At 65.0% G+C, this 23351-nt stretch carries 24 protein-coding genes; 9 read left to right on the forward strand and 15 right to left on the reverse strand.

Features of this window, described 5'->3' with window-relative positions:
- Positions 1–1044 (reverse strand): NrtA/SsuA/CpmA family ABC transporter substrate-binding protein, encoded by a 1044-nt coding sequence (locus tag NA5_RS19375; RefSeq protein ID WP_062988037.1) that lies wholly within the window; start codon positions 1042–1044, stop codon positions 1–3.
- 283 nt (positions 1045–1327) lie between these two features.
- Between NA5_RS19375 and NA5_RS19380 the strand changes: the two genes are divergently transcribed.
- From NA5_RS19380 to NA5_RS19395, 4 genes are all read left to right on the forward strand, one after another.
- The gene (locus NA5_RS19380) at positions 1328–2086 is read left to right on the forward strand and encodes an IclR family transcriptional regulator (RefSeq protein WP_062988039.1); all 759 of its coding nucleotides are present in this window, start codon (positions 1328–1330) and stop codon (positions 2084–2086) included.
- A 378-nt stretch (positions 2087–2464) separates the two neighbouring features.
- Positions 2465–3415, forward strand: a complete 951-nt coding sequence (locus tag NA5_RS19385) for a TIGR03564 family F420-dependent LLM class oxidoreductase (protein ID WP_062988041.1) — start codon at positions 2465–2467, stop codon at positions 3413–3415.
- A gap of 236 nt (positions 3416–3651) precedes the next feature.
- Positions 3652–3939, forward strand: a complete 288-nt coding sequence (locus NA5_RS19390; RefSeq protein WP_062988043.1) for a hypothetical protein — start codon at positions 3652–3654, stop codon at positions 3937–3939.
- A 77-nt stretch (positions 3940–4016) separates the two neighbouring features.
- Positions 4017–4880, forward strand: coding sequence for an alpha/beta fold hydrolase (locus NA5_RS19395; protein ID WP_062988045.1), 864 nt, complete (start codon positions 4017–4019; stop codon positions 4878–4880).
- 264 nt (positions 4881–5144) lie between these two features.
- Here NA5_RS19395 and NA5_RS19405 read toward each other — a convergent pair whose 3' ends face one another.
- The 4 genes from NA5_RS19405 to NA5_RS19420 form a co-directional block, all read right to left on the reverse strand.
- A complete protein-coding gene (locus tag NA5_RS19405; RefSeq protein ID WP_218020125.1) occupies positions 5145–6119 on the reverse strand; it encodes a carbohydrate kinase family protein in 975 nt (324 codons plus the stop codon).
- Complete coding sequence (locus tag NA5_RS19410) at positions 6106–6930, reverse strand: ATP-binding cassette domain-containing protein (protein WP_062988049.1); 825 nt, start codon at positions 6928–6930, stop codon at positions 6106–6108. The genes NA5_RS19405 and NA5_RS19410 overlap by 14 nt, the downstream gene beginning before the upstream one ends.
- Entirely contained in the window at positions 6927–7925 is a 999-nt protein-coding gene (locus NA5_RS19415) for an ABC transporter permease (RefSeq protein WP_062988051.1), read from the reverse strand. The genes NA5_RS19410 and NA5_RS19415 overlap by 4 nt, the downstream gene beginning before the upstream one ends.
- 141 nt (positions 7926–8066) lie before the next feature.
- Positions 8067–9092 carry a sugar ABC transporter substrate-binding protein gene (locus NA5_RS19420; RefSeq protein ID WP_062988053.1) on the reverse strand — a complete coding sequence of 342 codons (1026 nt, stop codon included), beginning with the start codon at positions 9090–9092 and terminating at the stop codon, positions 8067–8069.
- A gap of 179 nt (positions 9093–9271) precedes the next feature.
- On the opposite strand from NA5_RS19420, the gene NA5_RS19425 reads away from it, so the two are divergent.
- Positions 9272–10288, forward strand: a complete 1017-nt coding sequence (locus tag NA5_RS19425; protein WP_157110521.1) for a LacI family DNA-binding transcriptional regulator — start codon at positions 9272–9274, stop codon at positions 10286–10288.
- Between the two features lie 254 nt (positions 10289–10542).
- Positions 10543–13473: a helix-turn-helix transcriptional regulator gene (locus NA5_RS19430; RefSeq protein ID WP_084484256.1), complete on the forward strand. Its 2931-nt coding sequence runs from the start codon at positions 10543–10545 to the stop codon at positions 13471–13473.
- Between the two features lie 84 nt (positions 13474–13557).
- Here the strand turns inward: NA5_RS19430 and NA5_RS19435 are convergent, their stop codons facing one another.
- The 6 genes from NA5_RS19435 to NA5_RS19460 form a co-directional block, all read right to left on the reverse strand.
- Complete coding sequence (locus tag NA5_RS19435; RefSeq protein ID WP_084484257.1) at positions 13558–14697, reverse strand: FAD-dependent monooxygenase; 1140 nt, start codon at positions 14695–14697, stop codon at positions 13558–13560.
- Entirely contained in the window at positions 14694–16136 is a 1443-nt protein-coding gene (locus NA5_RS19440) for an FAD-binding oxidoreductase (protein ID WP_084484258.1), read from the reverse strand. The genes NA5_RS19435 and NA5_RS19440 overlap by 4 nt, the downstream gene beginning before the upstream one ends.
- 253 nt (positions 16137–16389) lie before the next feature.
- Positions 16390–16662: a hypothetical protein gene (locus NA5_RS19445; protein WP_062988064.1), complete on the reverse strand. Its 273-nt coding sequence runs from the start codon at positions 16660–16662 to the stop codon at positions 16390–16392.
- A 96-nt stretch (positions 16663–16758) separates the two neighbouring features.
- Positions 16759–17652 (reverse strand): oxygenase MpaB family protein, encoded by an 894-nt coding sequence (locus NA5_RS19450; RefSeq protein WP_062988065.1) that lies wholly within the window; start codon positions 17650–17652, stop codon positions 16759–16761.
- 450 nt (positions 17653–18102) lie between these two features.
- Positions 18103–18558 (reverse strand): NUDIX hydrolase, encoded by a 456-nt coding sequence (locus NA5_RS19455; RefSeq protein WP_157110515.1) that lies wholly within the window; start codon positions 18556–18558, stop codon positions 18103–18105.
- Positions 18559–18783: 225 nt separating this feature from the next.
- The gene (locus tag NA5_RS19460) at positions 18784–19053 is read right to left on the reverse strand and encodes a DUF1876 domain-containing protein (protein WP_062988069.1); all 270 of its coding nucleotides are present in this window, start codon (positions 19051–19053) and stop codon (positions 18784–18786) included.
- Positions 19054–19387: 334 nt separating this feature from the next.
- Here NA5_RS19460 and NA5_RS19465 point away from each other — a divergent pair, with 334 nt between their 5' ends.
- The gene (locus NA5_RS19465; RefSeq protein WP_157110516.1) at positions 19388–19882 is read left to right on the forward strand and encodes a hypothetical protein; all 495 of its coding nucleotides are present in this window, start codon (positions 19388–19390) and stop codon (positions 19880–19882) included.
- Between the two features lie 60 nt (positions 19883–19942).
- Here NA5_RS19465 and bfr read toward each other — a convergent pair whose 3' ends face one another.
- From bfr to NA5_RS19480, 4 genes are all read right to left on the reverse strand, one after another.
- A complete protein-coding gene (gene bfr, locus NA5_RS19470; protein WP_062988073.1) occupies positions 19943–20425 on the reverse strand; it encodes a bacterioferritin in 483 nt (160 codons plus the stop codon).
- Between the two features lie 61 nt (positions 20426–20486).
- Entirely contained in the window at positions 20487–20684 is a 198-nt protein-coding gene (locus tag NA5_RS39400; protein WP_084484259.1) for a (2Fe-2S)-binding protein, read from the reverse strand.
- Between the two features lie 219 nt (positions 20685–20903).
- Positions 20904–22079, reverse strand: a complete 1176-nt coding sequence (locus NA5_RS19475; protein ID WP_062988075.1) for a JmjC domain-containing protein — start codon at positions 22077–22079, stop codon at positions 20904–20906.
- Positions 22076–22504, reverse strand: coding sequence for a hypothetical protein (locus NA5_RS19480; RefSeq protein ID WP_157110517.1), 429 nt, complete (start codon positions 22502–22504; stop codon positions 22076–22078). Before NA5_RS19480 ends, NA5_RS19475 begins: the two co-directional genes overlap by 4 nt.
- A 251-nt stretch (positions 22505–22755) precedes the next feature.
- On the opposite strand from NA5_RS19480, the gene NA5_RS19485 reads away from it, so the two are divergent.
- Both NA5_RS19485 and NA5_RS19490 read left to right on the forward strand, forming a co-directional pair.
- Positions 22756–22992, forward strand: coding sequence for a hypothetical protein (locus NA5_RS19485; RefSeq protein WP_157110518.1), 237 nt, complete (start codon positions 22756–22758; stop codon positions 22990–22992).
- 93 nt (positions 22993–23085) lie between these two features.
- Positions 23086–23351: helix-turn-helix domain-containing protein (locus NA5_RS19490; RefSeq protein ID WP_157110519.1), on the forward strand; the 266-nt coding region annotated here is incomplete at its 3' end.

The following is a 23351-nucleotide window of genomic DNA, read 5'->3' on the forward strand; positions in this document are numbered from 1 at the left end:
TCAGCGGCCCGTCTTCAGCGCGGCCAGTTGCTCAGGAGTGAGCTTGGCCTTCAGGTCGTAGAAGATGTCGGAGGCGGTGATCTTGCGGGTGATCACACCGTTGTCGGCGAACAGATTCACCACATCGGCCAAATCGGCGGCATCGGAATCGACCGGCAGCCGCGGCACGGTCGCCTCCGCCCCGACCCGCAAAGCGTCGGACAGGCGCGCACCAGTGAGCGCGCGCGGACCGGTCTGCTCGAAGACGTTCTCGAACCCGGCGGGATTGTCGTGCTGCTGAGCAGCCAGGCTCTGCAGCACTTCGAGATACTTGGCCGCGACTTCGGGCCGCTTGTCGATGATCTCGGTGCGGAACACCACCACCGAGTTGTCCTTGGAGCCGATGCTTTGTTCGGTGGCGATCTCCACGCCGCCGTTGGCCTTGGCCTCCTGATACGGCACCAGGAACGACGCCCACGCATCGACCTTGCCGGTCGCGAACGCCGAGGCTGCGTCCTTCTGCTGCAACGGGACTCGCGTCACCTTGTCGGCCGGGATACCGGCCTGTGCCAGCGCCTTGAGCAGGATGTATTCGCCTTTGGCGGCCGGATTGACCGCGACCCGTTTGCCGACCAGATCCGCGACGGAGTGGATGCCGGAATCCTTGCCCGCGATGATGCCGCTCTGATCCTTGCCCGCCGGGTCCTGCACCGCGACGATGCGCACGGCCACATCCTTGGACAGCGCGCCGACCACTGGGCTGAACGCGGCACCGGAGACGTCGAGTTCCTTGGTGTTGAACAGTTTCAGCATGGAGCTGAATCCCGGTGTGGTGGTGACCCATTCGACCTTCGCGCCCAGCGGAGCGAGCGCCTTGTCGAAGGTGCCGTCGCGCTTGGCCACCGCCAGCGGACCGGAATTGCCGGGGTCGGCCACCTTCAGCACCAGCTCCGCCCGGGGGCCTGCCTCGGTGGCGGTTCCCGAGCCACATGCCGCCACCAGAGCAACGACAGGGGCGAGCGCGAGCGCCAGACGCCAACGGTTCGGCCTGCGCGTGCGGAACATCGTGGAACACCTCTTCCGAATCGGGGATCGAAGCCGATCCATGAGCAGCGACAGTAGGGGTGCAGCTGCGGCGTCGCGAGGTAATGCTTTCCGGGGATCGGAAGGATTGACAGGTACACAGCGGAAGCGTTATTGGACACCTATTTTCGGCCGACCGGGTGAAAGCTCAACTGACGTGCCGCTTTTCGCTCACCGTGAGCAGAATCCGATCACGCCAGGGTTTCCACATAGCGGAAAAGCGCTGTCGGCCAGCGGCACGGCCGCGCCGTGTTACCGTCCCGGCGTGGAAGCTTCCGGAGTGCAGACCGTCGCCCGTGCCCTGTCTGTGCTGGACTGCTTCCGCGGCGGCGAGGAACGCGGCGTATCCGAGATCGCCCGCCAGCAGGGCCTGGCGGTCAGCACCACGCACCGGCTATTGAGCGCCCTCGTGCAGGCCGGATTCCTGGACAAGAACGAAACCTCGAGCCGCTACCGCATGGGCGGCGCCCTGGCCGAATACGGTCAGATCGCCTACCGCCAGCACCGCATCTACCTCGCCGAACCCAGCCTCGAACAGCTCGCCGCCACCACCGGCGCCAGCGCCTCTGTCGCCATCCGCCACAGCATCCACGCCGTGCTGCTCGGCACCAGCCGCTGGCGCGACAGCGACGGCCACCGCCTCATGGGCGTTCGACTTCCCTTGCACGCCAGCGCCCTGGGCAAAGCCTTGCTCGCCTGGTCCGACACCCCCGACGACTTCCTGGCCACCCTGCCCTACGACGAAGGCACCGCCCGCTCGGTCTCCACCCCCACCGAACTGCGAGAAGAACTCACCCGCACCCGATCCCGCGGCTACGCCTACAACGACGAAGAACTCGATCCCGACTTCCGCACCATCGGCGTGCCCATCCTCACCCCCACCGGCGACGCCCGCTTCGCCCTCGGCCTGCGCGGCCCCACCACCCTAATGATCCCCGAGCGCCTCCCGTTCCTCGTCGAGCTGACCAAGGTGACCGCCGCCGAGATCGCCGCCCGCTTCGCCGCCGATCAGACCGGCGAATGACACCCGGGCGCGGGCTCGGGGAACACCTCGAAACCATCACGGTCGACGTGGACGGCGGCCAGGCTGCGCGGAGCCGCATGACACGGCGATCGGGTACCCGGCCGCCGTGTTAGGCGACGAGGCCGCGAGGGCGCTCGCCTATGGCACCGCGACCGTTCCCGGATGGAGTCGATCACCCGCGATGGTGGGTCCACCTGCTGGACTCGTGGCGCACAGGTTCTCCTCATGACAGCGTGCCCGGTCGCCACCACCGCATCGACGCGACCCTCCCCAGACGATCGGCCCGCAGACTCGTGTGGCGACGAAAACCCTTGTGATCAAGCTGATTTCATCTCGCCGTTCGGGAACAGGCGCGCACGCGTCCAGGTTGCCCCCGGCATGACTCTCGGAATTGCGCTCGCTGCCTCGAATTCGGGCAACTACGTCGACCAGATCGTGGCGCAGGCCCGCTCGGTCGCCGAGCTGGGTATCGGGTCAGTGTGGTTCGGACAGCGGATGGACTACGACTCCCCCGCCCTGGCCGCCATCGTGGGCCGGGAGGTGCCGGGCCTACAGGTCGGCACCTCGGCCATCCCCGTGGTCGGCCGCCACCCGCTGCTGGTGTCCTCACAGGCACAGACCGCGCAAGCCGCGACGCACGGACGCTATCACCTGGGTCTGGCCGTCGGCTCGACGCTGGCCGCCGGTGCGTTCGGCACCTCCTTCGATCGGCCCATTACCCGCTTACGCGAGTTCCTCACCGCGCTACGAGAATTGCTCGACACCGGCACCGCCGACTTCCACGGTGAACTGCTGACGGTCACACCGCCGCTACCGACCGCGGTGCCCGGGGCACAACCACGCGTACCGGTGCTGGTGGCCGCGATGGGGCCGCAAGCACTACGCGTCACCGGCGAACTCGCCGACGGCATCCTGCCGTATCTGGCGGGCCCGAAGACCCTGAGCGAGCACATCGTGCCGGTGATCACGCAGACATCGGAAACCGCACCGCGCATCATCGCCTTCGTCCCGGCAGTCGTCACCTCCGATGTCGAGGGCACCCGTGCCACGGCAGTGCAACAGCTCGCGTTCTATGAGCAGGTGCCTTCCTATCGCAGGGTCATCGAACTCGAAGGTGCCTCGCGGGCGGCGGAACTGGCGCTCATCGGCGACGAGGACACCATCGCCGCCGGAATCCAGCGCTACTACGACGCGGGCGCCACCGAAGTCGTGCTGACCACCACGGATTTGGCCGGTCCGCACGATCAGCACCGCACCTGGGCGCTGGCCGGCGCACTCACGGCCGACCGGGCCGGTTCCCCGGCGGACGCAGCCCTGCCAGCGGTGTAGCGTCGCGCGATCGGCGAGCTCAGCCCCGGCTCTGCCGACATCCTCGATCGTCAGAGCCTGGCCACCCAAGGCTCGACGAATCAGTTCGGCTTGCACTACGGATATGGCGTCGTTGCCATGCACCGCGGCGATCTCGCCAAGTCGGAGCACTTCGTGCGGGTGGCCGCCGAAGCCGGGCAGGTCCATGCCATGGACTGCCTCGGGCAACTATTGTCGAAACGCTCGGAGTCCGAGGAGTGGTTCCGAAAGCGATCAACGCCGGGCACTACAACGCCGTCACCGGAATGACAGCGTTACTGCTGCCGCGCGATCGCGTCGATGAGGCCCTCATGTGGCTGGAGATCGGCGCATATGAAGCGGACGCGGACGCGATGTCGATGCTGGGCGGCGTGTTGACCGAGTGCGGCCAGCCACAGCGCGGGCAATGGTGGCAACAACAAGCAGAACAGCTGTATCAAACCAAACGCATCAGCTACCCCGCCAAGACGTTATCGGCGTCTGCGTCGGTCACATTGTTCGGCTAGATCTCGGCTACACCGATTACTTTCGGGTGAATCTGTCGTCGATACCTCTGGGTATACCGACAGACAGGAGTCCAGGCATGACGAGACCGTTTCGATTGGGCGTGACCTCGGTGCGGGCCAACGGTGTGGATCTCGGCATCGAGAGCTTCGGCCGCGAGGACGATCCGCTGGTCCTATTGGTCGGCGGCACAACGATGTTGTCCTGGCCCGATGGGCTGTGCGAGCGGCTCGCGTCGGGCGGGCGGCGCGTGGTCCGCTACGACCTGCGAGACTCCGGCGCGTCGACGACCCTCGACCCGGAGAATCCGGCCTACGACCTGCGAGATCTCTCCGCCGACGCGGCCGCGCTGGTCGAGGTGCTCGGTGCCGGGACCGCCCATCTCGGTGGAGTCGGCGTCGGTGGGATGGTCGCTCAGGTCGCCGCGCTGGACTACCCGGAGGTGTTCTGCGCACTGACCCTCGTCGGCACTCGGCCGGTGGCGCCGGGCCCGGTCGACGAGGACCTGCCCGATCACGACCCCGCGGTCATGGGCGCGCTGTTCTCCCACCCGCTGCCGGACTGGACCGACCGGGACGCCGTCGCGGCGTTCGCCGCCTCGGCGGCCGAGCCGTTGGGCAACGATCCGCAGCAGGCACGGGCGAGCGCGGCCCGGATCTGGGACCGGACGCCGTCGAGCAATCCCGCGGTACACCAGGCGAACCAGCTCGGGATGGTCTTCTCCCGGATCGACTGCGCCCCGCGCTGGCGGGAGCGGCTCGGTGAGCTCGACGTGCCCACCCTCGTGGTGCACGGTCGCGCCGACCCGTTCTTCCCGGTCGGCAACGGCGAGGTCCTCGCCGCCGAAATCCCTGGGGCGCGACTGCTCGTCCTCGACAACATGGGTACCGCTCTGCGCCCCGCCGCGGCCGACCAGGTCGCCGCCGCCATGCTGGCCCTATAACCGCCCGACTGGCAAGCATCGTGAGCCGACGGAACGACGAGTCGGTTCTCGTCCCCCACCCCGATCCTGTCATCCATGTCGATCTCGGAGTCGAGGAGATCGTTGCCCTCAATGGGCTCGAGGCTCACCACATCTGGATCGCATACTCGACCGCTGAGGGGATGGTGGTAGTCAGGGTCGATGGTGACGATCACATCCGCGGAGGGACCTCGGTTCGGCCAGTTCGACTTATGGCCGTCGCCCGCCACCGAAGCACCCGATCCGTCACCGACCTTTGACCAGCTCGGCGGCCGCCGGCGGATCCGCTCCGCGGCGGCCGCAGGTCAGCGCTGCGACCAGGGTGGCCTCGTCGAGAATGGCGGTGAGGTCGTGTTTCGGGATGGCACGCAAGGCTTCTCGATATGCGGCGCCGAGCAGATGGCGAGTGCGCAGACCGGCGAGGATGCCTGCCGTGAAAGCGTCTCCGGCGCCGACCGTGTCGATCACCTCGACAGGGTGGCCGGGGCGATGGATGGGGGTGGCGTCTGCGGCGGTGGCGGCGAGTGCGCCGTCGGGGCCAAGTGTCACGATCACGAGAGCAGGGCCGCGGGCGGACCAGTCGGCGACCACCTCCTCGGGGCGACGGCCAGGGTACAGCCAGGACAGATCCTCGCCGCTGGCCTTCACAATGTCGGCGCGGGCGAGCATGGCGTGTACTCGGTCCAGGGTGTTGTCTCGAATCATCAACTGCGGGCGGAAATTCGGGTCGTAGCTGATGGTGGCGGTCGACCGGGCACGGTCCACCAGGCGGGTCAAGGCGTCGGCGCCAGGGGGCACGGTCAGCGCCAGTGAGCCGGTGTGCAAGGCCAGCACGTTGCCGTCGAGAGCGGTGGACAGTTCGGAGTCGGTCCACTGCCAGTCGGCCGTACCATCGACGCGAAAGTCATAGTGCGCCATGCCATCTGGGTCGACATCGACAATCGCCAGTGAGGTCGGCTCGGTGGCATTCACAATATAGTCGAGGGCGACCGCGTTGTCCCGCAGGTGTTTTCGGATGCGATGGCCCAGCGGGTCGCCACCCAAGCGGGCCAGCATCCGCACCGGCACGCCGAGCCGGGCCAAGCCGACGGCCACATTCGCGGGGCTGCCGCCGGGCACCGCCTGGAAGCGATCGGGGGCGTCGGCGGGCACCAGATCCACCAGTGCCTCCCCCGCGACCGCGATCAGGCCATGCCCGGCCATGGCCTCAGTGGTGGACACGGTTGTTGTCGACCTCCGCACCGGCCATCGCACCGGTCATGATCGCCACCGCATCGGACATGGAGAACTCGTGCGGGCGAATCACCGCGACCCGGCGGCCGAGCCGCTGGATGTGCACCCGGTCGGCGATCTCGAACACGTTCGGCATATTGTGGCTGATCACGATGACCGCCAAACCGCGGTCGCGGACCTCGCGGATCAGATCGAGCACCATACCCGTCTCCTTGACACCCAGCGCCGCCGTGGGCTCGTCCATAATCACCACATGCCGCGCGAAGGCCGCGCTGCGCGCGACCGCGACCCCCTGGCGCTGACCGCCGGACAGTGTCTCCACCGCTTGCTTCATAGATCGGATCCCGATCTTCAGATTCGACATGTGCTGCTGCGATTCTCGCACCATGTGATCCTTGTCGATCATCCGGAGCACCGAGCCGAGGATGCCACGGCGGCGCAGTTCCCGGCCCAGGAACAGGTTGTCTGCGATATCCAGGGCTGGTGCCACCGCCAGATCCTGATAGACGGTCTCGATACCGGCCCGGCGGGCGTCGGTCGGGCGCCGGAAGCGCACCCGTCTGCCATCGAGCAGGATCTCACCCTCGTCCGGGATCAGTGCCCCGGACAGTGCCTTGATCAGCGAGGATTTCCCAGCGCCGTTGTCGCCGATGACCGCGAGGATCTCGTTCGGCAGCAGATCGAAATCCGCACCGTCGAGCGCGATAACCTGACCGTAGCGTTTTACCAGGCCCTTTGCCTGCAGAACCGGCTGTATCGCGGCCTGAGCTCCGTCGTCTGCGGTGGCTGTCTCACTCATTTCTGCCTCCTGCGGTTGAACTGATCCACGGCCACCGCAGCGATCACAAGGATGCCGGTGATCAGCGTCTGATAGATCGACGGCACCCCCGTCAACTGCAGGCCGTTACGGATGATGCCGACAATGAGCGCGCCGAGCAGGGTGCCGATCACGCTGCCACGGCCGCCGAACAGGCTGGTGCCGCCGAGCACCACGGCGGTGATCGAGTCCAGATTGTCGGTCTGGCCGGCATTGGGGTCGCCGACGCCGGTACGGGCTACCAGCAGCAGCGCCGCCAAGCCATAGAACAGGCCCGCGACTGTGTAGACGGCGAGAAGCACACGGCGGGTGTCGATGCCGCTGAGCCGCGCCGCCTCCGGGTTGTTACCGACGGCGTAGACGTGCCGCCCTGCCGCGGTCAGCCGCAGCACGTACCAGGTGATCGCGAACAACACCAGCATGGCCACCGACCCGTAGGTGATGTCGGTATCGCCCAGCGGAAATGTCTTGTCGAAGAACGTGAGTGCGTCCGGCAGACCCGAAATCGTCTGCTCCTGCGAGTAGATGTGGGTGAGCGCGAACGCGATGCCGTACGTGCCGAGAGTGACGATGAACGGTGGCAATTTGATCAAGCTCACCAGTGTGCCGTTGAGCAATCCGAACGCGGCAGTCAGCACAAGCCCGAGCAGAATCGCCAGCGGCACAGGCAAACCCGTGTCGACGGCCAGCTTGGTGATCGCGATGTTGCCCAGCGCCATCACCGCACCATTGGACAGATCGATACCGGCGGTGAGGATGATCAGCGTCTGGCCGATCGCCAGCGTGCCGACCACCATCACCTGCTGCACGATCAGCGAGAAGTTGTCACCCGCCAGGAACCGGTCGGACTGGGCGGTGAAATACACCACCGCGATCAGGATCGCGATCACCGGTCCGATGTTCGGCACCGATAGAATCCGGTTCAGCGCCGACTGTTTCGGCTCCGGTGGCGCGGGAGATGTTGCGGTTGCGGTCATGCGAATCCTCGCTCATCGACGAAATCAGGTGGACCGGGCCGAGCGCACACCGCGACGACGAGGGCGGTCACCGTCCCGGCATACGTCGCAGCGTGATTCGCCGTCCCGGTGTGCTCTTCCCCCGCTGGGGCCCGGCGGTTCTCAGCCCCAGCAGTTGTCCAGGCCGTACTGCACGTCCTTGGAGTCGACGCCGGGCTGTGGCTTGGCGGTGATCAGCGTGACGCCGGTGTCGGTGTACCCGCTGGTCTTGTTGCCGTTCTTGGCGTAATCGACGATCGCCTGCACGCCCGCACTGGCCATCTTCAGCGGGTACTGCTGCGAGGTCGCGGCGATCTTGCCGTCGCGGACCGCCTGCACGCCGGTGCACCCACCGTCGACGGAGACGATCAGCGCCTGGTTCTCCTTGCCGGCGGTCTTCAGCGCGGTGTAGGCACCCAGCGCGGACGGCTCGTTGATGGTGTAGACCAGGTTGATGTCCGGATCCTTCTGCAGGCAGGTTTCCATCGCCGTCTGCGACTTCGCCTGGTCACCCTGAGCGGGCTGCGCACATACCACGTTCGGTGCGGTGACGTACTGCGTCATGTCCGCAGTGGCCTGCGCGGCGCCGTAACCGGACAGGAATCCGTTGTGCCGCAATACGCCGACGGTGACGCCGGGGTTGAGGTCGATCATCGCGATCTTCACCGGCTTGTCACCCTGGACAGCCTTGGCATAGTTGCCGATCAACTGACCGGCGGTGAAGTTATTGGTGGCGAACAGCGCGTCGACCGCACTCTGCGGATCGGTCGGGGTGTCGAGGGCGATCACTTCGACTCCCTTGGCACGAGCCTTCTCGACCGCGGGGACGATCGCCTTGGTATCGCTGGCGGTGAGCAGGATGCCCTTGGCTCCCGCATTGACCATGTTCTCGATCGCCGTCACCTGGCTGGCGTTGTCACCATCGAACTTGCCTGCGGCCGTGAGCAATTTGACGCCAGCGGCATCGGCCTGTTTCTGGGCACCCTCCTTCATCTTCACGAAGAAGGGGTTGGTGTCGGTCTTGGTGATGAGCCCGACGACGACCTGGCCGTTGTTGTTGCTCGACCCCTTGCCGCACGCGACGGCGGAGAAGGCCAGGGAGGTGACCGCGAAACAGACGGCGGCGATGCGGACGACACGAGAGGACATCGGTGTTCTCCTGCAGGTACTACGTAGACAACGTTGTCAAAGACCATATAACGTGATCCACGCCACGTCCAGAAGCTTCTTCTAGGATATTTGGCGGTCCTCGGATCGAACATAAGCGAACGGAAAGGGTTGCGATGTCAGCGTTGTCAGAATCCCGGGCACCGCGCCGGGGCGCCACTATGCGCGATGTGGCGGCGCTGGCGAGGGTGAGTATCAAAACGGTGTCGCGTGTGGTCCGCGGCGAGGGCGGCGTTTCCCCGGAGCTGGCCGCGCGGGTCACCGATGCGGCAACCATGCTCGACTATCGGCACAACCTGGCGGCCAGCACGTTGCGCGGGCACGGCCAGAAGACCGCCGCGATCGGTCTGGTACTGATGGATGTCGCGAACCCGTACGCCTCGGCGCTGCACCGGGCGGTCGAGGATTTCGCGCACAGCCGGGGCACCCTCGTCTTCGCGGTGAGCAGCGACGAGAACCCAGCCCGTCAGCGCGAGGTGCTGGACGCCCTGCTGTCCAGACGGGTGGACGGACTGATCGTCATGCCGGTAGGCACCGATCACGGCCCTCTGCTGCACGAGCAACGCCGCGGTACCCCGGTCGTATTCGTGGACCGCATGCCGGCCACCACCGAAATCGACAGTGTCACCGTCGACAACCGCACCGGCTCCCGCCTTGCCGTCGAACACCTGGCCGCCGCGGGCCACCGCCGTATCGCCTATCTCGGTGACCTGCATACGATCTGGACCGCTGCCGAGCGTTACGCCGGCTACATCGAGGGCCTCGCCCACACCGGCATCCCCCTCGATCCGGATCTGATCTGCGCCGACTTGCACTCCTCGGCGGCCGCCGAGGCCGCCGCCGGGGCGCTGCTCGACCGCCCGGACCGCCCTACCGCCCTGTTCGGCGCCCAGAACCTGGTGACCGTCGGTGTGCTGCAAGCGATCCGGAAGCGTGGCTTGCAAAACCGGATTGCCGTAGTCGGTTTCGATGACCTGCCGCTGGCCGAACTGCTGCAGCCAGCGCTCACCGCCATCACCCAGGACCCGGCGACGATCGGCCGCGTCGCCGCCGAAATCCTTTTCGCCCGCCTGGATGGTGACGAGGGCCTCCCCCGCCACGAGGTGATACCCACTCGCCTGCTGGTCCGCGGTTCCGGCGAGATCTCTGCAGACCTTCGGTCGCCTCACCGTCAATAGCCAGGACACGCTCCATATTCATTGCACAGCAGGTGTTTATAACCGACAAATATGCGATTCCGGGACTGCTGCACGGATAGGTGACAACCTGTCACCCAATCGTGCAGGAGTCCCGAGGCGGCACTTTCCAACGGGGATGGCAGCGCGATCGGGCCCGGCAATCGACATGACACCGATACTGACGCTGGCTAGGATGCAGCCCGGAGATTTCGCAAATACCCCGCGAAACCCGACTGTCAGGGCCTGGAGGTGACATGTCAGGGGTCTCGGCGGGTGGAGTGGCCCGGCCACTGGTCGGTCGGGTCGAGGAGATGCGCAAGCTGACCCGAGTCCTCACTGCCGCGCGGAAAAGCCGAACCTCCGCGATCGCCGTGACCGGAGAGCCGGGTATCGGCAAAACCCGCCTCCTCCAAGAGATCCGCCGAGAAGCAATCGCCCAGGGTTTCCAGGTGCTGGAGGGCCGAGGCACCGAACTGGAGCGAGAATTCCCCTACGCCGTCGTGATCGATGCATTCGACGAACCGCTCGGCTCACTGTCCCGAACGAGCCTGAAGGCGCTCGGCGAGGAATGCCTGTCGGAACTGGGTCGAATTCTCCCAGCCCTGCACCGATGGAGCGGGTCACCGACACGATCCACCCAAATAGACCGGCACCGCTGTCACCGCAGTGTACGGATGGCGCTGCAATGGCTGGCGGCTCAGCGCCCACTGTTGTTGGTGCTCGACGACATCCACTGGGTCGACCACGCCTCGCTCGAGGTGATCGCACACCTGCTGCGAAACCCCGTGCCGCGATGTGCCTTGGTGCTGGCACACCGCTCCCGGCAACTTCCCACCGCACACGCGACCGCGCTGGCTCGAGCCGTGTACGACAACACCATGTCATCACTCGAACTCGGGCCGTTGTCGATTGCCGAAGCCGCCGAACTGCTGTCGGACAGTATCGAAACGGCCGATCTATCCGACTTTTATCGCGAATGTGGTGGCAATCCATTCTATTTACAGGAAGTTTCGCGTGCGCGAATTCGCCTCGACGGCCTTCTCGGCGGGCATCGGACCGGCATCGGCGATTCGTACAGTATTCCCACGATCGTTCATGATGTCCTGGAACAGGAAATACAGGCACTGTCCCCACATGCACGCAACCTGCTGCAGGCCGCTGCGGTAGCAGGCGAGCCATTCGATCTGGAGCTGGCGAGCGATATCGCCGAACTGGTCGAAACCGAAATGTTCCAGACAACGGACGAACTGGTCGCGAGTGGGTTGATCTATGAAACGGAAACCCCTGGACGGCTCGCCTTCCGCCACCCCTTGATTCGACGTGCGGTATACGAACGAAGCGGATATGGCTGGCGCAGAAATGCGCACAAGCGGGCAGCGAAGGCGCTCGCGAACCGCAGCACCACCCTGTCGATCCGAGCGCACCACCTCGAACACTGCGGCGAGGCAGGAGACGAAGAGGCCATCGCGGTACTCGTCGACGCTGGGAAAGCTGCCTCGCAGCGCGCTCCCGTCGCCGCGGCCCGGTGGTTCCGGGCCGCCTTGCGTCTGCTGCCGAACGAGGAATCCGTCGATCGCCGACTCGCCCTGTCGATATCGCTGGCCGAGGTCTTGAATGCCTGCGGTCGGCTTCGGGAGAGCCGAGACGTGCTGAGTCGGACTCTGGAACTGACCGCGCCCGTCGAACCCGGTGAACGCGCCCGCATGATGGCCATGCTCGCGGTGATCGAACAGGGGCTCGGCAACGCAGTCGAGGGTCGACATCTGTTGGCGACAGCGCTCGCCCTCGTCCCACCCGACAGTGTGGCGGCGGCCGCGCTCGAACTGCAACTCGCCAAAACCGATCTGCTGCTGCGGGACTGGGCCGAGGCCGTGGCCGTCTCGGCGAAGGTGCGGCGATCAGCGCGCGAGCGAGGCGACCGGCACCTGGACTTCCTGGGTACCGCGGCAAGCGCGTTCCTGAAGACGACGCAGCTCGGCGACACGCTGCGGGAAGCGGGCTCCGACCTCGACGAAGCCGTGCGCACCCTCGACACCCTCACCGACGCCGAAATACCGCTCGCGTTGATCGATGGACTTGCCGATGTGGTGATCGCCGCGATTTCCCTGGAGCGGTTCACGATGACCGTCGAGTACACGACTCGAGGAATCCGGCTCTGCCGCAGAACCGGACATGGCAGACGTCTGGTCGACTTCCTGCATTTGCAGGGATTGGCTCTGCTGATGCAGGGGCAGCTCGAGCGCGGGCTCGCGGTGGCCGACGAGGCCGTTGAGGTAGCGCTGATGCTGGATAACCCGCCGATGGTGGCGATGGCCGAATCGACACGCTGCTGGATCTTGTCCCTGCTCGGCCACACTGATCAAGCGTTCACTGCCGGTGCGGGCGCGGTCCGTATCACCGAACAACTGCCCAGGGGCCGATACTCCTACTACCCACCGCTGATATACGGCATGGTCCTGATCCAGGCGGGTCGGTATCGACGTGGCCGTCGGCTGATCCTGGGCGCCGGGGGCCAATTCGAGATCTACCCGTCATTGATCCCGCAATTCCATCCGTATCTCGTCGAGGCCGAACTGGCACTCGGACGGATCGACGCCGCGGAGCACGCGACTCGTCAGATCGAGTCCATCGCCGATGCGTCGCCGTTTCTACCTATGCGAATCGGCCACACCCGCAGTACCCGCGCCCGGGTATTGCTCGCACGAGGCGAGATTCGTGCTGCCGCTGACCATGCGGAGCAAGCGGTCGCAGAGTACCAACGTGGCGGATGCTCGCTCGAAGTCGCACGGGCGCGTCTGTTGCTCGGTCATGCCCTCGCCGAACTGGGTATGAAATCGGCCGCCAGAGGTGAATTCGACAGCGCGCTAGTGATCTTCGAGAGCCAGAACGCCGCACGTCTGGCCGAACAAGCGCGCCTGGCGCTGCGCCGAGTGGGTGAGCGACACGTATCCGGCCGCCGCAGCCGATCCCGTGCGACCAACGTTGGATTCGGCGATCTCACCGAGCGGCAGACCGAGATCGTCAACCGCATTGTCCTGGGCAGAACCAACCGCCAGATCTCCGAAGACCTCTACGTCAGCGAGAAGACCATCGAAGCCCACCTCACCCGCCTGTTCGCCAAGCTGGGCGTCTCCTCCCGAGCCGAACTCGCCGCCCTGGTCGCAGCTCAGCAAGACCACCACTGAATCCGACCGGCCCGTGGGTGAGACAGCGTGTCTCAACCGGGCGATTGAATCGACGGCAGGCCGCGGCGACGATGCGCTGACTCGTCATCCGTCTCCACCGTGCCGGGAGGTGTGGAAGGCGGACAGGTAAGCGGCGCGGTCATGGTAGGAGCGAGCGAGCGCGTCGCCGTACTCCACCAGGTCGTTGTGTACCGAGCGGCGGATCTGGTACTGCTGCTGGAGCAGCGGCTCCAGTTGGCCGCAGCCGTCGCAGGCCCGGCCCAGGATCTCCGCCAACACGGTCGCGTCGTCCAGGGTGTAGCTCATTCCCTGGCCGGTCATCGGATGGGGGGAGAACACCACGCCGCCAAGGAGAATCACATTGTCGCGGTAGTACGGCTTGCTGGTAAAAACCGTCACGGGTGCGGGCGTGAACCGGTCCTCGTCCAACAGCGCGAGGGCGTCGTCGCTCTGGGTGACGAAGGTACTGAGCCGCCCTTTCAGATCGATGCCGTGTTCGTCGAACACCGGCCTCTCGAGCTCCCGGGGAACTCCGACGAACACCCTGGCCAGCTCGGCACTCACTGGGTAGAAGTAGGCGAACCAGCCACGGGAATCGAAGTAGAGCCGATTGCGCCTGGCGATACTGTCCGTGATCGGAATCGTGCTCGTCCGTAGGACGTGGTGATAGCGGTTGATATCCCGTTCAGAGCCGACGAAATCACGCAGACCTGCGTTGTATCCACTGGAATCCACCAGCACCCGAGTCCGCAACTCGGTGCCGTCGTCTAGCGTGCAGCTGGTGACCATGGAATCGGCGACCGCGAAATCGACCATCCGGCAACCGAACCGGATGTCCACATGCGACAGATCGGCGCAGGCCGCCACGATCGTTCCCACGATCTCGCTGTAGGGGGCGATCAAGAAATGACCGAGCTGGGTGTGCTCGGCGAAATCGTAGGAGAAGAGCAGCTTTCCGTCGTGGTGGTAGTCGATGACGTGCCGTTTCAAGGCACCTCGTCTCGCCAGTGTGTCGAGCAAGCGTTGCTCGGCGAGGACACGGATGCCACGGGGTTTGAGGATCTCGGCACCGCGCGCGGCCACACCAGGCTTGGGGTCGATCACCAGCACCCGGCGGCCCTGGCGCCCCAGCAACAAGGCCAGCATGGCACCGCCGATCCCAGCGCCGAGAATGACACAGTCGAAGTCCAGGGTGGCTTGTGCTGCCCTTGGTATGGCGTTCATCGGTTCACCACCAGGTACCGTCCGGGCGAGATGATGTCGGCGGGATCGAAGAGCCGTTTGAGTCCGTCGAGCGGTCCGTCTCGGTAACTGGCCGACCGATCGGCGAGTTCCCTTGGCATCTGGTCGATGTTGGAGCGGTAGGGCGGGAAGCCCGCTTCCAGGAACACCCGGCGAACCGCACGGCGCAGTGCGTGCGCCCGCTCGATCGCTTCGGGCTTCCGCACAAACGGGATCTGCGTGACCATGTTGGTGGTGTGCTGTGAGATCACGTTGAACTCGAGCATGCCTGCGACGCCGTGGCGCTCCGCCTCGAACCCGAAGAGCTCGACCGCCTTGCTCAACGCATTCTGCTGGAGCGGAACTACCGGCAGGAACGTCAGCCAGCCGATCCGTGCCTCGTCGGCTCCGGCACACTCGTCGACTCCCAGCGACTGATGCAGATGCAGACAGGACGGGATCCCACGGGCGAACAGGGTACGCGGGTACAGCGGGTCGTCGATCGGCGTGGTCGCAGCGTCCAGGGAGCGGTATGACATGAGCCCGTCCACTCCGACGAGCGTTGCGCGAATGTCGTTCTCGGCGAGCCGAACAGCCTCGCGGGACCCGAGCAGGGGTACCTGGACGGTGAAGATGTCGGGGTCGGCGGTATCGGCAAGCGCGGCGCGCCCCGCTTCGGGCACCACGAAGAGTTCCTTGAGCCGCAACATGCCATGCGTGGCGACCCGTGCCCGACCGACCCGGATCACGGCGTCGACGGCCTCGGCGAGAGCGGCATTGGCGTAGGTCGCGTTGACGAGGGTGACCGCCTCCGGGCGCGGAACGAACCCGATCGCCATCGCGGTGACCACACCCAGATTGCTCTGCAGGAAAGCCCGAGTCAGGTCGGGTCCGGCTGCTGTGCCGGACCAGCCGCCGTTGCGGTCGAGGCCGCCGGTGGTCATGATCTCACCCGTGCCGAGCACGACTTCGAGTCCCAAAAGGTCCTCGACTCGCGGCCGGATAGTGCCGTCGCCGCGTTCGATCGTGTTCCCGACGATGCTGGCATCCGCACAGCCCGAGGTCACGTTCAGCATCCACGGTGTACCGTCGAGCAGTTCCACGAGCTGGCGTTGGGTCACCCCCGGTTCGACTACGGCGTAGCCCCGGTCCAGGTCGAGTGTCCGGATGGTGTTCATCCGGCTCAGATCGAGAATGGTGCAGCCGTCGATCACCGGATTACGTGAGCCCATGCCCCAGTTCCGGCCGGTGCTCAACGGGTAGACCGGTGTTGCCTCCCGCACTGCCCGGAGCACCATCCGTTGAACTTCATCGGTATCGAGCGGGTAGCACGTACCCCGGGTCTCTCGTGCTCGGTGCTCCCCTAAATCCTGTGATCGGATGTCGTGGGGAGAGTTTCGTCCAGCAGCAGTGCTGCCTGTGTCGACGTGGTGAACGCTCATCGCTAGTGCCTGTCTTCGAACCGGGCTATACCCGAACGATCTCGAGGTTTGGTGAGCCGAGTCTGGACCGACGGTTGTAGTCACAAGCAGTAGGGAAATCCCCACTCTCGTTCGCGCGTCCGCTCTCCGTGTCCGCGATAGTCGAATGCACTGTTCGCGAGGCCCTGCGGGTTACCGGCTGCCTCCGCAAGGCGATCCCGCAAGCACACCGTGACCCGCGACCTGTTCCACCGATGCCCTATCGCAAAGCTGCCTAGGCCGAGATCCCTTCCAAGACATTCAATTTCACGGTGAACCCGACCACGGTCACGCTCGGTGCGGTGCACCGGACGACGGTGCCGTCGGCCGCGGTGACGATATGGGGAACCGGCCATCCCGACGGCACGGAACCACTGTTGGTTCCGGCGGAGCTGACAACCCGGGTGGTGTCCGACCATCCGGTGCCGTCGCTGAAACCCTGTTCCAGCGTCCACAGCGCAGCTCGGCCGTTCGGGCCTGTGGCGAGTACCTCCGCGCGGCATCGCACTGTCCCGGTTGGTAGTGCCACCGCGACCAGGTCGACCGACGCGCCCGGGACGGGCGTGATGGCCGCTTGCCGTTCGCGCTCGACGGCGTTGTGGACTCAGATGAGGCTTTTGTTTTTGCGGATGCGTCGGCGCAGGTCTCGCATCAGCGCGTAGGTGGGGGCGAAGCGCAGGAAGCGGGGGATGAAGCGGTTGACGAAGCCGACGAACAGGAAGAGGTGTTCGAAGCGTCGTTGATCGGCATCGGTCCATTCGACCTGGAGTTGTTGCTTGAAGTGCGGCGCCAGAAAGCCGATCGTCAAGAACCTCAACAGGTTTCGGAACGGCAGCCGCAGATACCAGTGGATCATGCGGAGGTTGAGCAGATCATCGAGGTACGCGCGGACCTTGTCGTCGAGGACGGCATGCCCGCTCGCCTCGTTCCAGTACAGGTCGAAGTCCTTGCGGGTGGCGGGCCACATATCCTTGGTGACCTGCACACCGGTGGCCAGGGTGGAGGCGGTCTGATAGAACTGTTCGGCCTGTTCATCGTTCATCTTGCCGTGCAACAACTGGTAGGTGTCTTCGAAGCCGATGAAAAGGCAAGCGGCGACCCACTTTTGGAGATCGCGGTGGAAAGCGTTGTATGCGACCGGACTGTCGGGACCCGAGCGCACCTGGCGGTGGGCGACGTTGATCGCCTCGCGGTAGGCGTCGATCTCGTCCTGGGTGCCCAGGATCGCCACCGCCAGGTACTGCGTGGTAGTCCTGGCCCGCTTCCACGGATGCACCATGAGCGCGCCGGACTCGACTCGGCTCTCCGAGACGCCATAGCCGACACCGGGTCGGGCCATCTGCATCACCACATTGGCCGCGGCACCGGCGAAATTCCAGAAGTCCAGTGCATCAGCGATTTTGAGCGGTCGCTTGGTCTGGGAGCGATGGATGGCCGGAATGTGGATCCGGGTTTCCTCGGTGGTCAGCGTGGGCAGCTGTCGAGCAGTGGCGGTCATCGGATTCCTTCCTTCGCATCAAGAATACAGAGTAACTTATTGAAAGGAGGCCAAGATCAGAACTGAGAAGAATCGACGAATTTGAGCCAGGTTGCCACCGGATCCGCTGTCCCGACGCACCGAACAGTTAGTAACATCAGCAATCCGAACCCCTTACCGCCGCATGACTCGCCCGCACCGGTCCGGGCCGCTACGTGTGGACCGCGTGATCCCGGCCCTGCGCAACCACCGCTTCATCCTCGGCGTCGCGCCACGATCGCGCGCCGGGCGCCCCGCACCGCCATCACATGGGATGCCGTGCACGCTCCAGTCCGGCCGGTCCCTTGGCCGACAGAGCGGCGTGGCTCAGCGAGATCTGGTGCTCGAGAGTGCGGGCACGGCAAAGTCGACAGGGCGGCAACAGTACGAAAAGCGCACGGGCACAGCGGATATCGAGTATCGAAAGGGGGCTCAGCGGTGGAGCAGATCCCGATAGGCCTCGAGGATGCCGCGAATGGACGGCGTTACCAGCAGCTCGCCGTCCAGGGGTGCCCATACGTAATCGGCATGGGCGGACAGGACAATCGGGCTGGTATGCGCTACCTCAACGGCGAAATGCAAGCGCCGCACCGGCTTTCCGGCCGGGGACAAGTAGTCGAAGTCGCCGATGTGGCGGCCGATATCGGTGACGGTCAGCCCGGTTTCTTCGCGGACTCCGCGAATCAGCGCGGCGGAGACCGATTCGCCCGGTTCCACAGTGGCGCCCGGCAGCTTGCGGGTGAGCGGAAGCGGCCCGGTGCTGTGCGCCTCCAGTAGCAACACTTCCCCACCACGATCGATGATCGCACCGACGCGTAGACCGACCCCATCACGTTCGCCGCGCGGAAGCGCCTCATCGAACATCGACACCGACATCGGCGGACTCACCAGCCTTCGGTCGTGCGGACGCACCGCATTCGGGTGAAAGCAATCATCCCAATATTAACGTGACGGGCCCGCCGCCCGACAGAGGCACCAGAGGTGCGTTCGCGCAATTGATTTCGCCCGGTTGCCCGCCGACGAAGCGAACCGCACCAGGTCCGGTTTGTTCATATGGTTTCAAGTTTTGAACGCGCTGGTTTCCATCCCGACGGTCGTGTTACAGGTCAGATGTCAGGCTTGCAAGCCCTGAACCGGCTTGTGCGTGTGGGCTTCGATATCTGTTATGGCCGCGTGCAGCAGTTGGTGAGCCAGATCTTGTAGCGCGCGGGCACAAGCGAGCTCATCGCCGATGGCGGGTACGTTCTTGTCGGCTGGATGGGTGTGAGCGGACCCGGCCGCGCTCAATGGCTCATCTCCGCGGCCGATCAGCTGGGCTTTTACTTTGGTCAGGCGATCGAGTTCTTCGATGGCGATCGAGATGTTCCAAGTTTTCGACGGCATTCGCACTGCCCTCCGGATTCAGTAGGGACTGTGTCGCTTCACCTCCAATATCGCACCACCATGGCTCGCGCACACCAAGCGGGACCCCACCCGACCTATCGGCGTAGTGAACCAGCTGAGCGCAATGGGCCCGGCGAATATTGGCTGCCGCTTGTCGGTAGCTCGATATTGTCTGCTTCTGTATCGTCGTGTCTGCACTCAGCGTCGGGTGACGGACGTTTCGACGCGAACGGCCGTGCAGCGGACGGTGCAGGGAGGGTTCGAAGCAGTCGTTTGGTCCACGAAGTGTTGTCGCGCAACGGTAGCTCGGAATGAACGACGGAGAGGGGCGTAGGTGGCAACAGCTGCGCAATTGCGAGCAGTGCTGGCGGTATTGCAGGCCGATATGGCGCACACTGCTTCCGGCTGGTCGGCCGAGCCGCCCGTCGAACGCGCCGAGCTAGCGGGTCGGCTACACGGTTTGATCAGTAGTGAACTGCGTGACTTGGTAATCCAGGGCCCGCTGGGGCAATCCACGGGCCACTGGTCGATGGCCGCGACCGCGGAGCAAGACGCCGTCGGCGATGTGTCGGCGCAGGCACAGTTCGACGCGCGGTGGCTGCGTCACAACATCGCCACCTTGGCCTCCCGAAATGCCCCGACCCCGGTGCCCGCGCTGCTGGCTGCCGCGGTTCAGGCCGTTGATGCCGCGACCACTTTGCTGGCGCTCGCCCGCGATCCCCGCGGCGAGGGCAGTCAGGCCGCGTGGCAGGCGGTAATCGATGATCTCGCGATCGCATTCCATCTCGTCAACGACGAACACGAGGCCGTCACGCAGCCGATCCGCTGAGTGCGGCACCTGATATTCACCGGTTCCAGGCGCCAGGACCGACCGGAACCGGTGACGATATCAGTCGCCTTCCGGGGTGTCGGTGTAACGCTGCAGGTACAGTTGCTCGCCCAGCTTCTCGAGCAGATCGAGTTCGGTTTCCAGGTAGTCGACGTGCGATTCCTCATCCTCGAGAATGGCCTCGAAGATGCGCGCGGAGGTGATATCACCGCGCGAGCGCATCAGCTCGATACCGCCGCGCAGCCGATCCACCGCCTCCATCTCGATCTTCAGATCGGCCCGCAACTGTTCGGGGACGGTCTGGCCGATGCGCAGCGGATTGAGCTTCTGATAGTTGGGCAGCCCTTCGAGGAAGAGGATGCGATCGGTGAGCACCTCCGCGTGCTTCATCTCATCGATGGACTCGTGGCGGGTGTGCTTGGCAAGTTTGGTGAATCCCCAGTTGTCCTGCATCTTGGCGTGCAGGAAGTACTGGTTGATGGCCGTGAGTTCGGCTGTCAGCTGCTCATTGAGCACTGAGATGATTTCCTTATCGCCTTCCATGGCTGTGATGGTGTCACAGCTCACAATCGGCGAACCGGTAAGGACGGCCTATCGTGTCGGACTATGCCGCGGGCGCCTCGAGGTCTTGCGCAGGGGCCGCGCAGGCTCGGCCGACCAGCTCGGTGAGGCGCCGGGTACAGCTGCCGCAGCCGGGCTTCCAACCGCACGCCTTTTTGACCTGCGCGGTCGAGCTGGCGCCTGCGGCGACACAGCTGTGCACGTCCGATTCGGAGACGGCGTTGCAGATACAGACGTACACGATGCCTCATTGTGCGAGCGGACAGTTGACGAGGTTAGCCTCAGCTAAAGAGGTAAGCCTCCCCTATGTATAGCACTCCCATGTCGATTCTTGTCAATAGCCGCTCAGCACTATTCGAGGCCCGGCACGAGTCGGGATCGTCGGGCGGCCCGGCTTCGGACTCTCCGGGCCACCGATGGCGAATGTGGCGGATGCGGGGTTGCCCGTGATCGCCGACAACTACCCGATCCGGCGGACGAGTCGGGATCGTTCGAGGAGGGCGAGCAGTCGCTGTACCTCCGCTTTGGACAGCTCCGGTGCTGCGGTGAGCACATCGGCTACGTCCAGCGATAATCCGGTCGGCAGCTGGTTCACCCACTGGCACGCGGGTAGGTAGCCTCGGTCGAGTTTTACGGTTGTGGTCGGCGAGTCGCGGAAACCATAGGCGGTCAGGGAAATTTCGGCGGTTTCAGCGTCGGTGGCCTCGACGTGCACTGCGCATTGCCCGGCTCGGACAAAGCTGGTTTCGGGGGTCACCGGCAAATCGGGGATCGGTGACCGGGCCAGGTCACGAATGCTGATTCTGGCGACCACGTCATCGAAAGCGTCCTTGGCGGCGGTCAGCCACTGCGTGCTGTCGAGGTCGTATACCGATTCGCGCCAGTATGGTTCGCGGAGCAGTTCGTTGCGCAGTGAAGCCAGCAGGAAATCCAACCGCAGCGGTGGAATCAGCAGGATATGCAGTGAGATCGAATCCTGGTCGGAACTGGTCTCGTGCCAGTATCCGCGCGGAACATGCAGTACCGCACCGGGTTCGAGACGGTATTCGGTGGCGTCGTCGGGGATCTGCGACGGCGGCTCACCGTCCCCGTAGATGCGCATGACCGCGGGCACCGGATCGCCGGGCGCCCACCCCTCCAACGGCGCGGGGGCGAAGCGATTGGGGGCGACGCGCCAGGTCTTGCATCCGGTCAGCTGCACTGTGATGACATCGATCGGGTCGAAATGCACGGAGGTGACTGCGCCGGGGCGATTGCAGAACAGCTGGCATTTCGCCGATTTGGCCGACACTCCGAACGCGTCGGCGGCTTCCAATGCCAACGGGGCGAAGTCGGCGACGTCCTGATAGAACAGCGTGGTCCCGGCTTCGTAGAAAGTGCGCGCGCTGTCCGGTCGGATGACCGCCGAACTGAGCGTGCCGTCCAGCCGCGGAAACCAGGCCGATACCTGACGAACCCGCTTGACGAACAGATCCTCGACGGATTGGGTGGCGAGCGCGTCGCGAAGCCGTTCGGCCAGATCCGCGCGCGGTTCGGTGACCAGTACCTCGCGGCCGAGCGCACGGTCGCGGAATCCCGCCAGATCCAGCGGCGTGAACCAGTCGGCGAAGCCGAAACCTGTTGGCGCGCTGGTCATTTCTCATCCTGCCTACTGCGGCGGACGAGCTCGGCGGGGCGATTGACGAACTCGTCCACCAAGCCGTCCGCTGCTGTCACCTGGGGCTTGCTTATAGGGCGAACCGTGGCATCGTCGTCTTCCGGAATGGATTCCGACCGCGTAATCAGCCCTGATGGACGGGTGAGGAACTTGTCGACCTGACCGGCCGTAATACTCACCTCGACCACGCCGATCGGCCGAACCGTGAAATCGTCGTCCGCGTCGGGAAGGGCTTCCGATCTGTTGATCAGTCCCGACGGTCGGTTGAGGAACTTGTCGACCTGACCGGTCGCGCGGGTCACCTCGACTTCACCGATCGGGCGGACCGCATAGTGCGCCTCGACATCGTGATCGACCTGAAGATGGATGGCGGGCGGGACTTCGGGATTGTCCATGATTGGCATCGGCTACTCCATGAGACTGCGTTGGAAGCGACTCCACCAGCGAGGCAACATCTTTCAGCGATCGCGGTGAATGCTTCCGCCAATGCTGCCCCGGCAGACGGGCGAGCGTCGAGGCCAGGGTTCGCTGAGCGAACCGCTGAGTCGCACCCGCGGTCGTGCGATGCCGGGTTCGCCCAGCGGACTATGACCTGGACGCCTACCCATCCGCCCAGCCAGTGTGGACAGGCAACCGACACCCGAGGAGTGAGTCGATGCCAATCATGGACAACCCCGAAGTCCCGCCCGCCATCCATCTTCGGGTCGATCACGACATCACGAAGGATTATGCGATCCGCCCGATCGATGCGATCGATGCGATCGAGACAGCCGGACTCGTCGACGAATTCACCAGCCGCGCGAAGCGACAGATCGTCAAGGCGGCGGCGGTTCGCGACGAGGGCGAACCCCCGGGCACATTTCACGACGAAGGAGAACCGCCCGGCAGGTGATCGCCTGAGCCCGCAGCACCGTGAGACGTCGGTGAAACGCGGGTGAGAGCTGGAAGTCGGAGGCTTCTCACTATCTGCACGGGAGGACAGACAGTGAGCGAAGCGATCACACAGAAGTCGGGGGCCATCGGTGGGCGTGGCGTACTCGAGGGGGCATTCGCCCTGCTCGAGGTGCTCGCGCACGGCAACGCGATGGGTTTGACCCGGTTGGCATCGGCAGCGGGATTACCGAAGGCAACGGCGTACCGGCTGCTCAACCAGCTGGTCGCGGAGGGAGCCGTGCAGCGGCTCGGCGGCCGCTACCGGATCGGCCCACGGGTGTTCCGGCTCGGCCAGACCTGGCAACCGGCGCGGTTGCT

The organism is Nocardia anaemiae NBRC 100462, assembly GCF_001612725.1.
GTDB lineage: Bacteria > Actinomycetota > Actinomycetes > Mycobacteriales > Mycobacteriaceae > Nocardia > Nocardia anaemiae.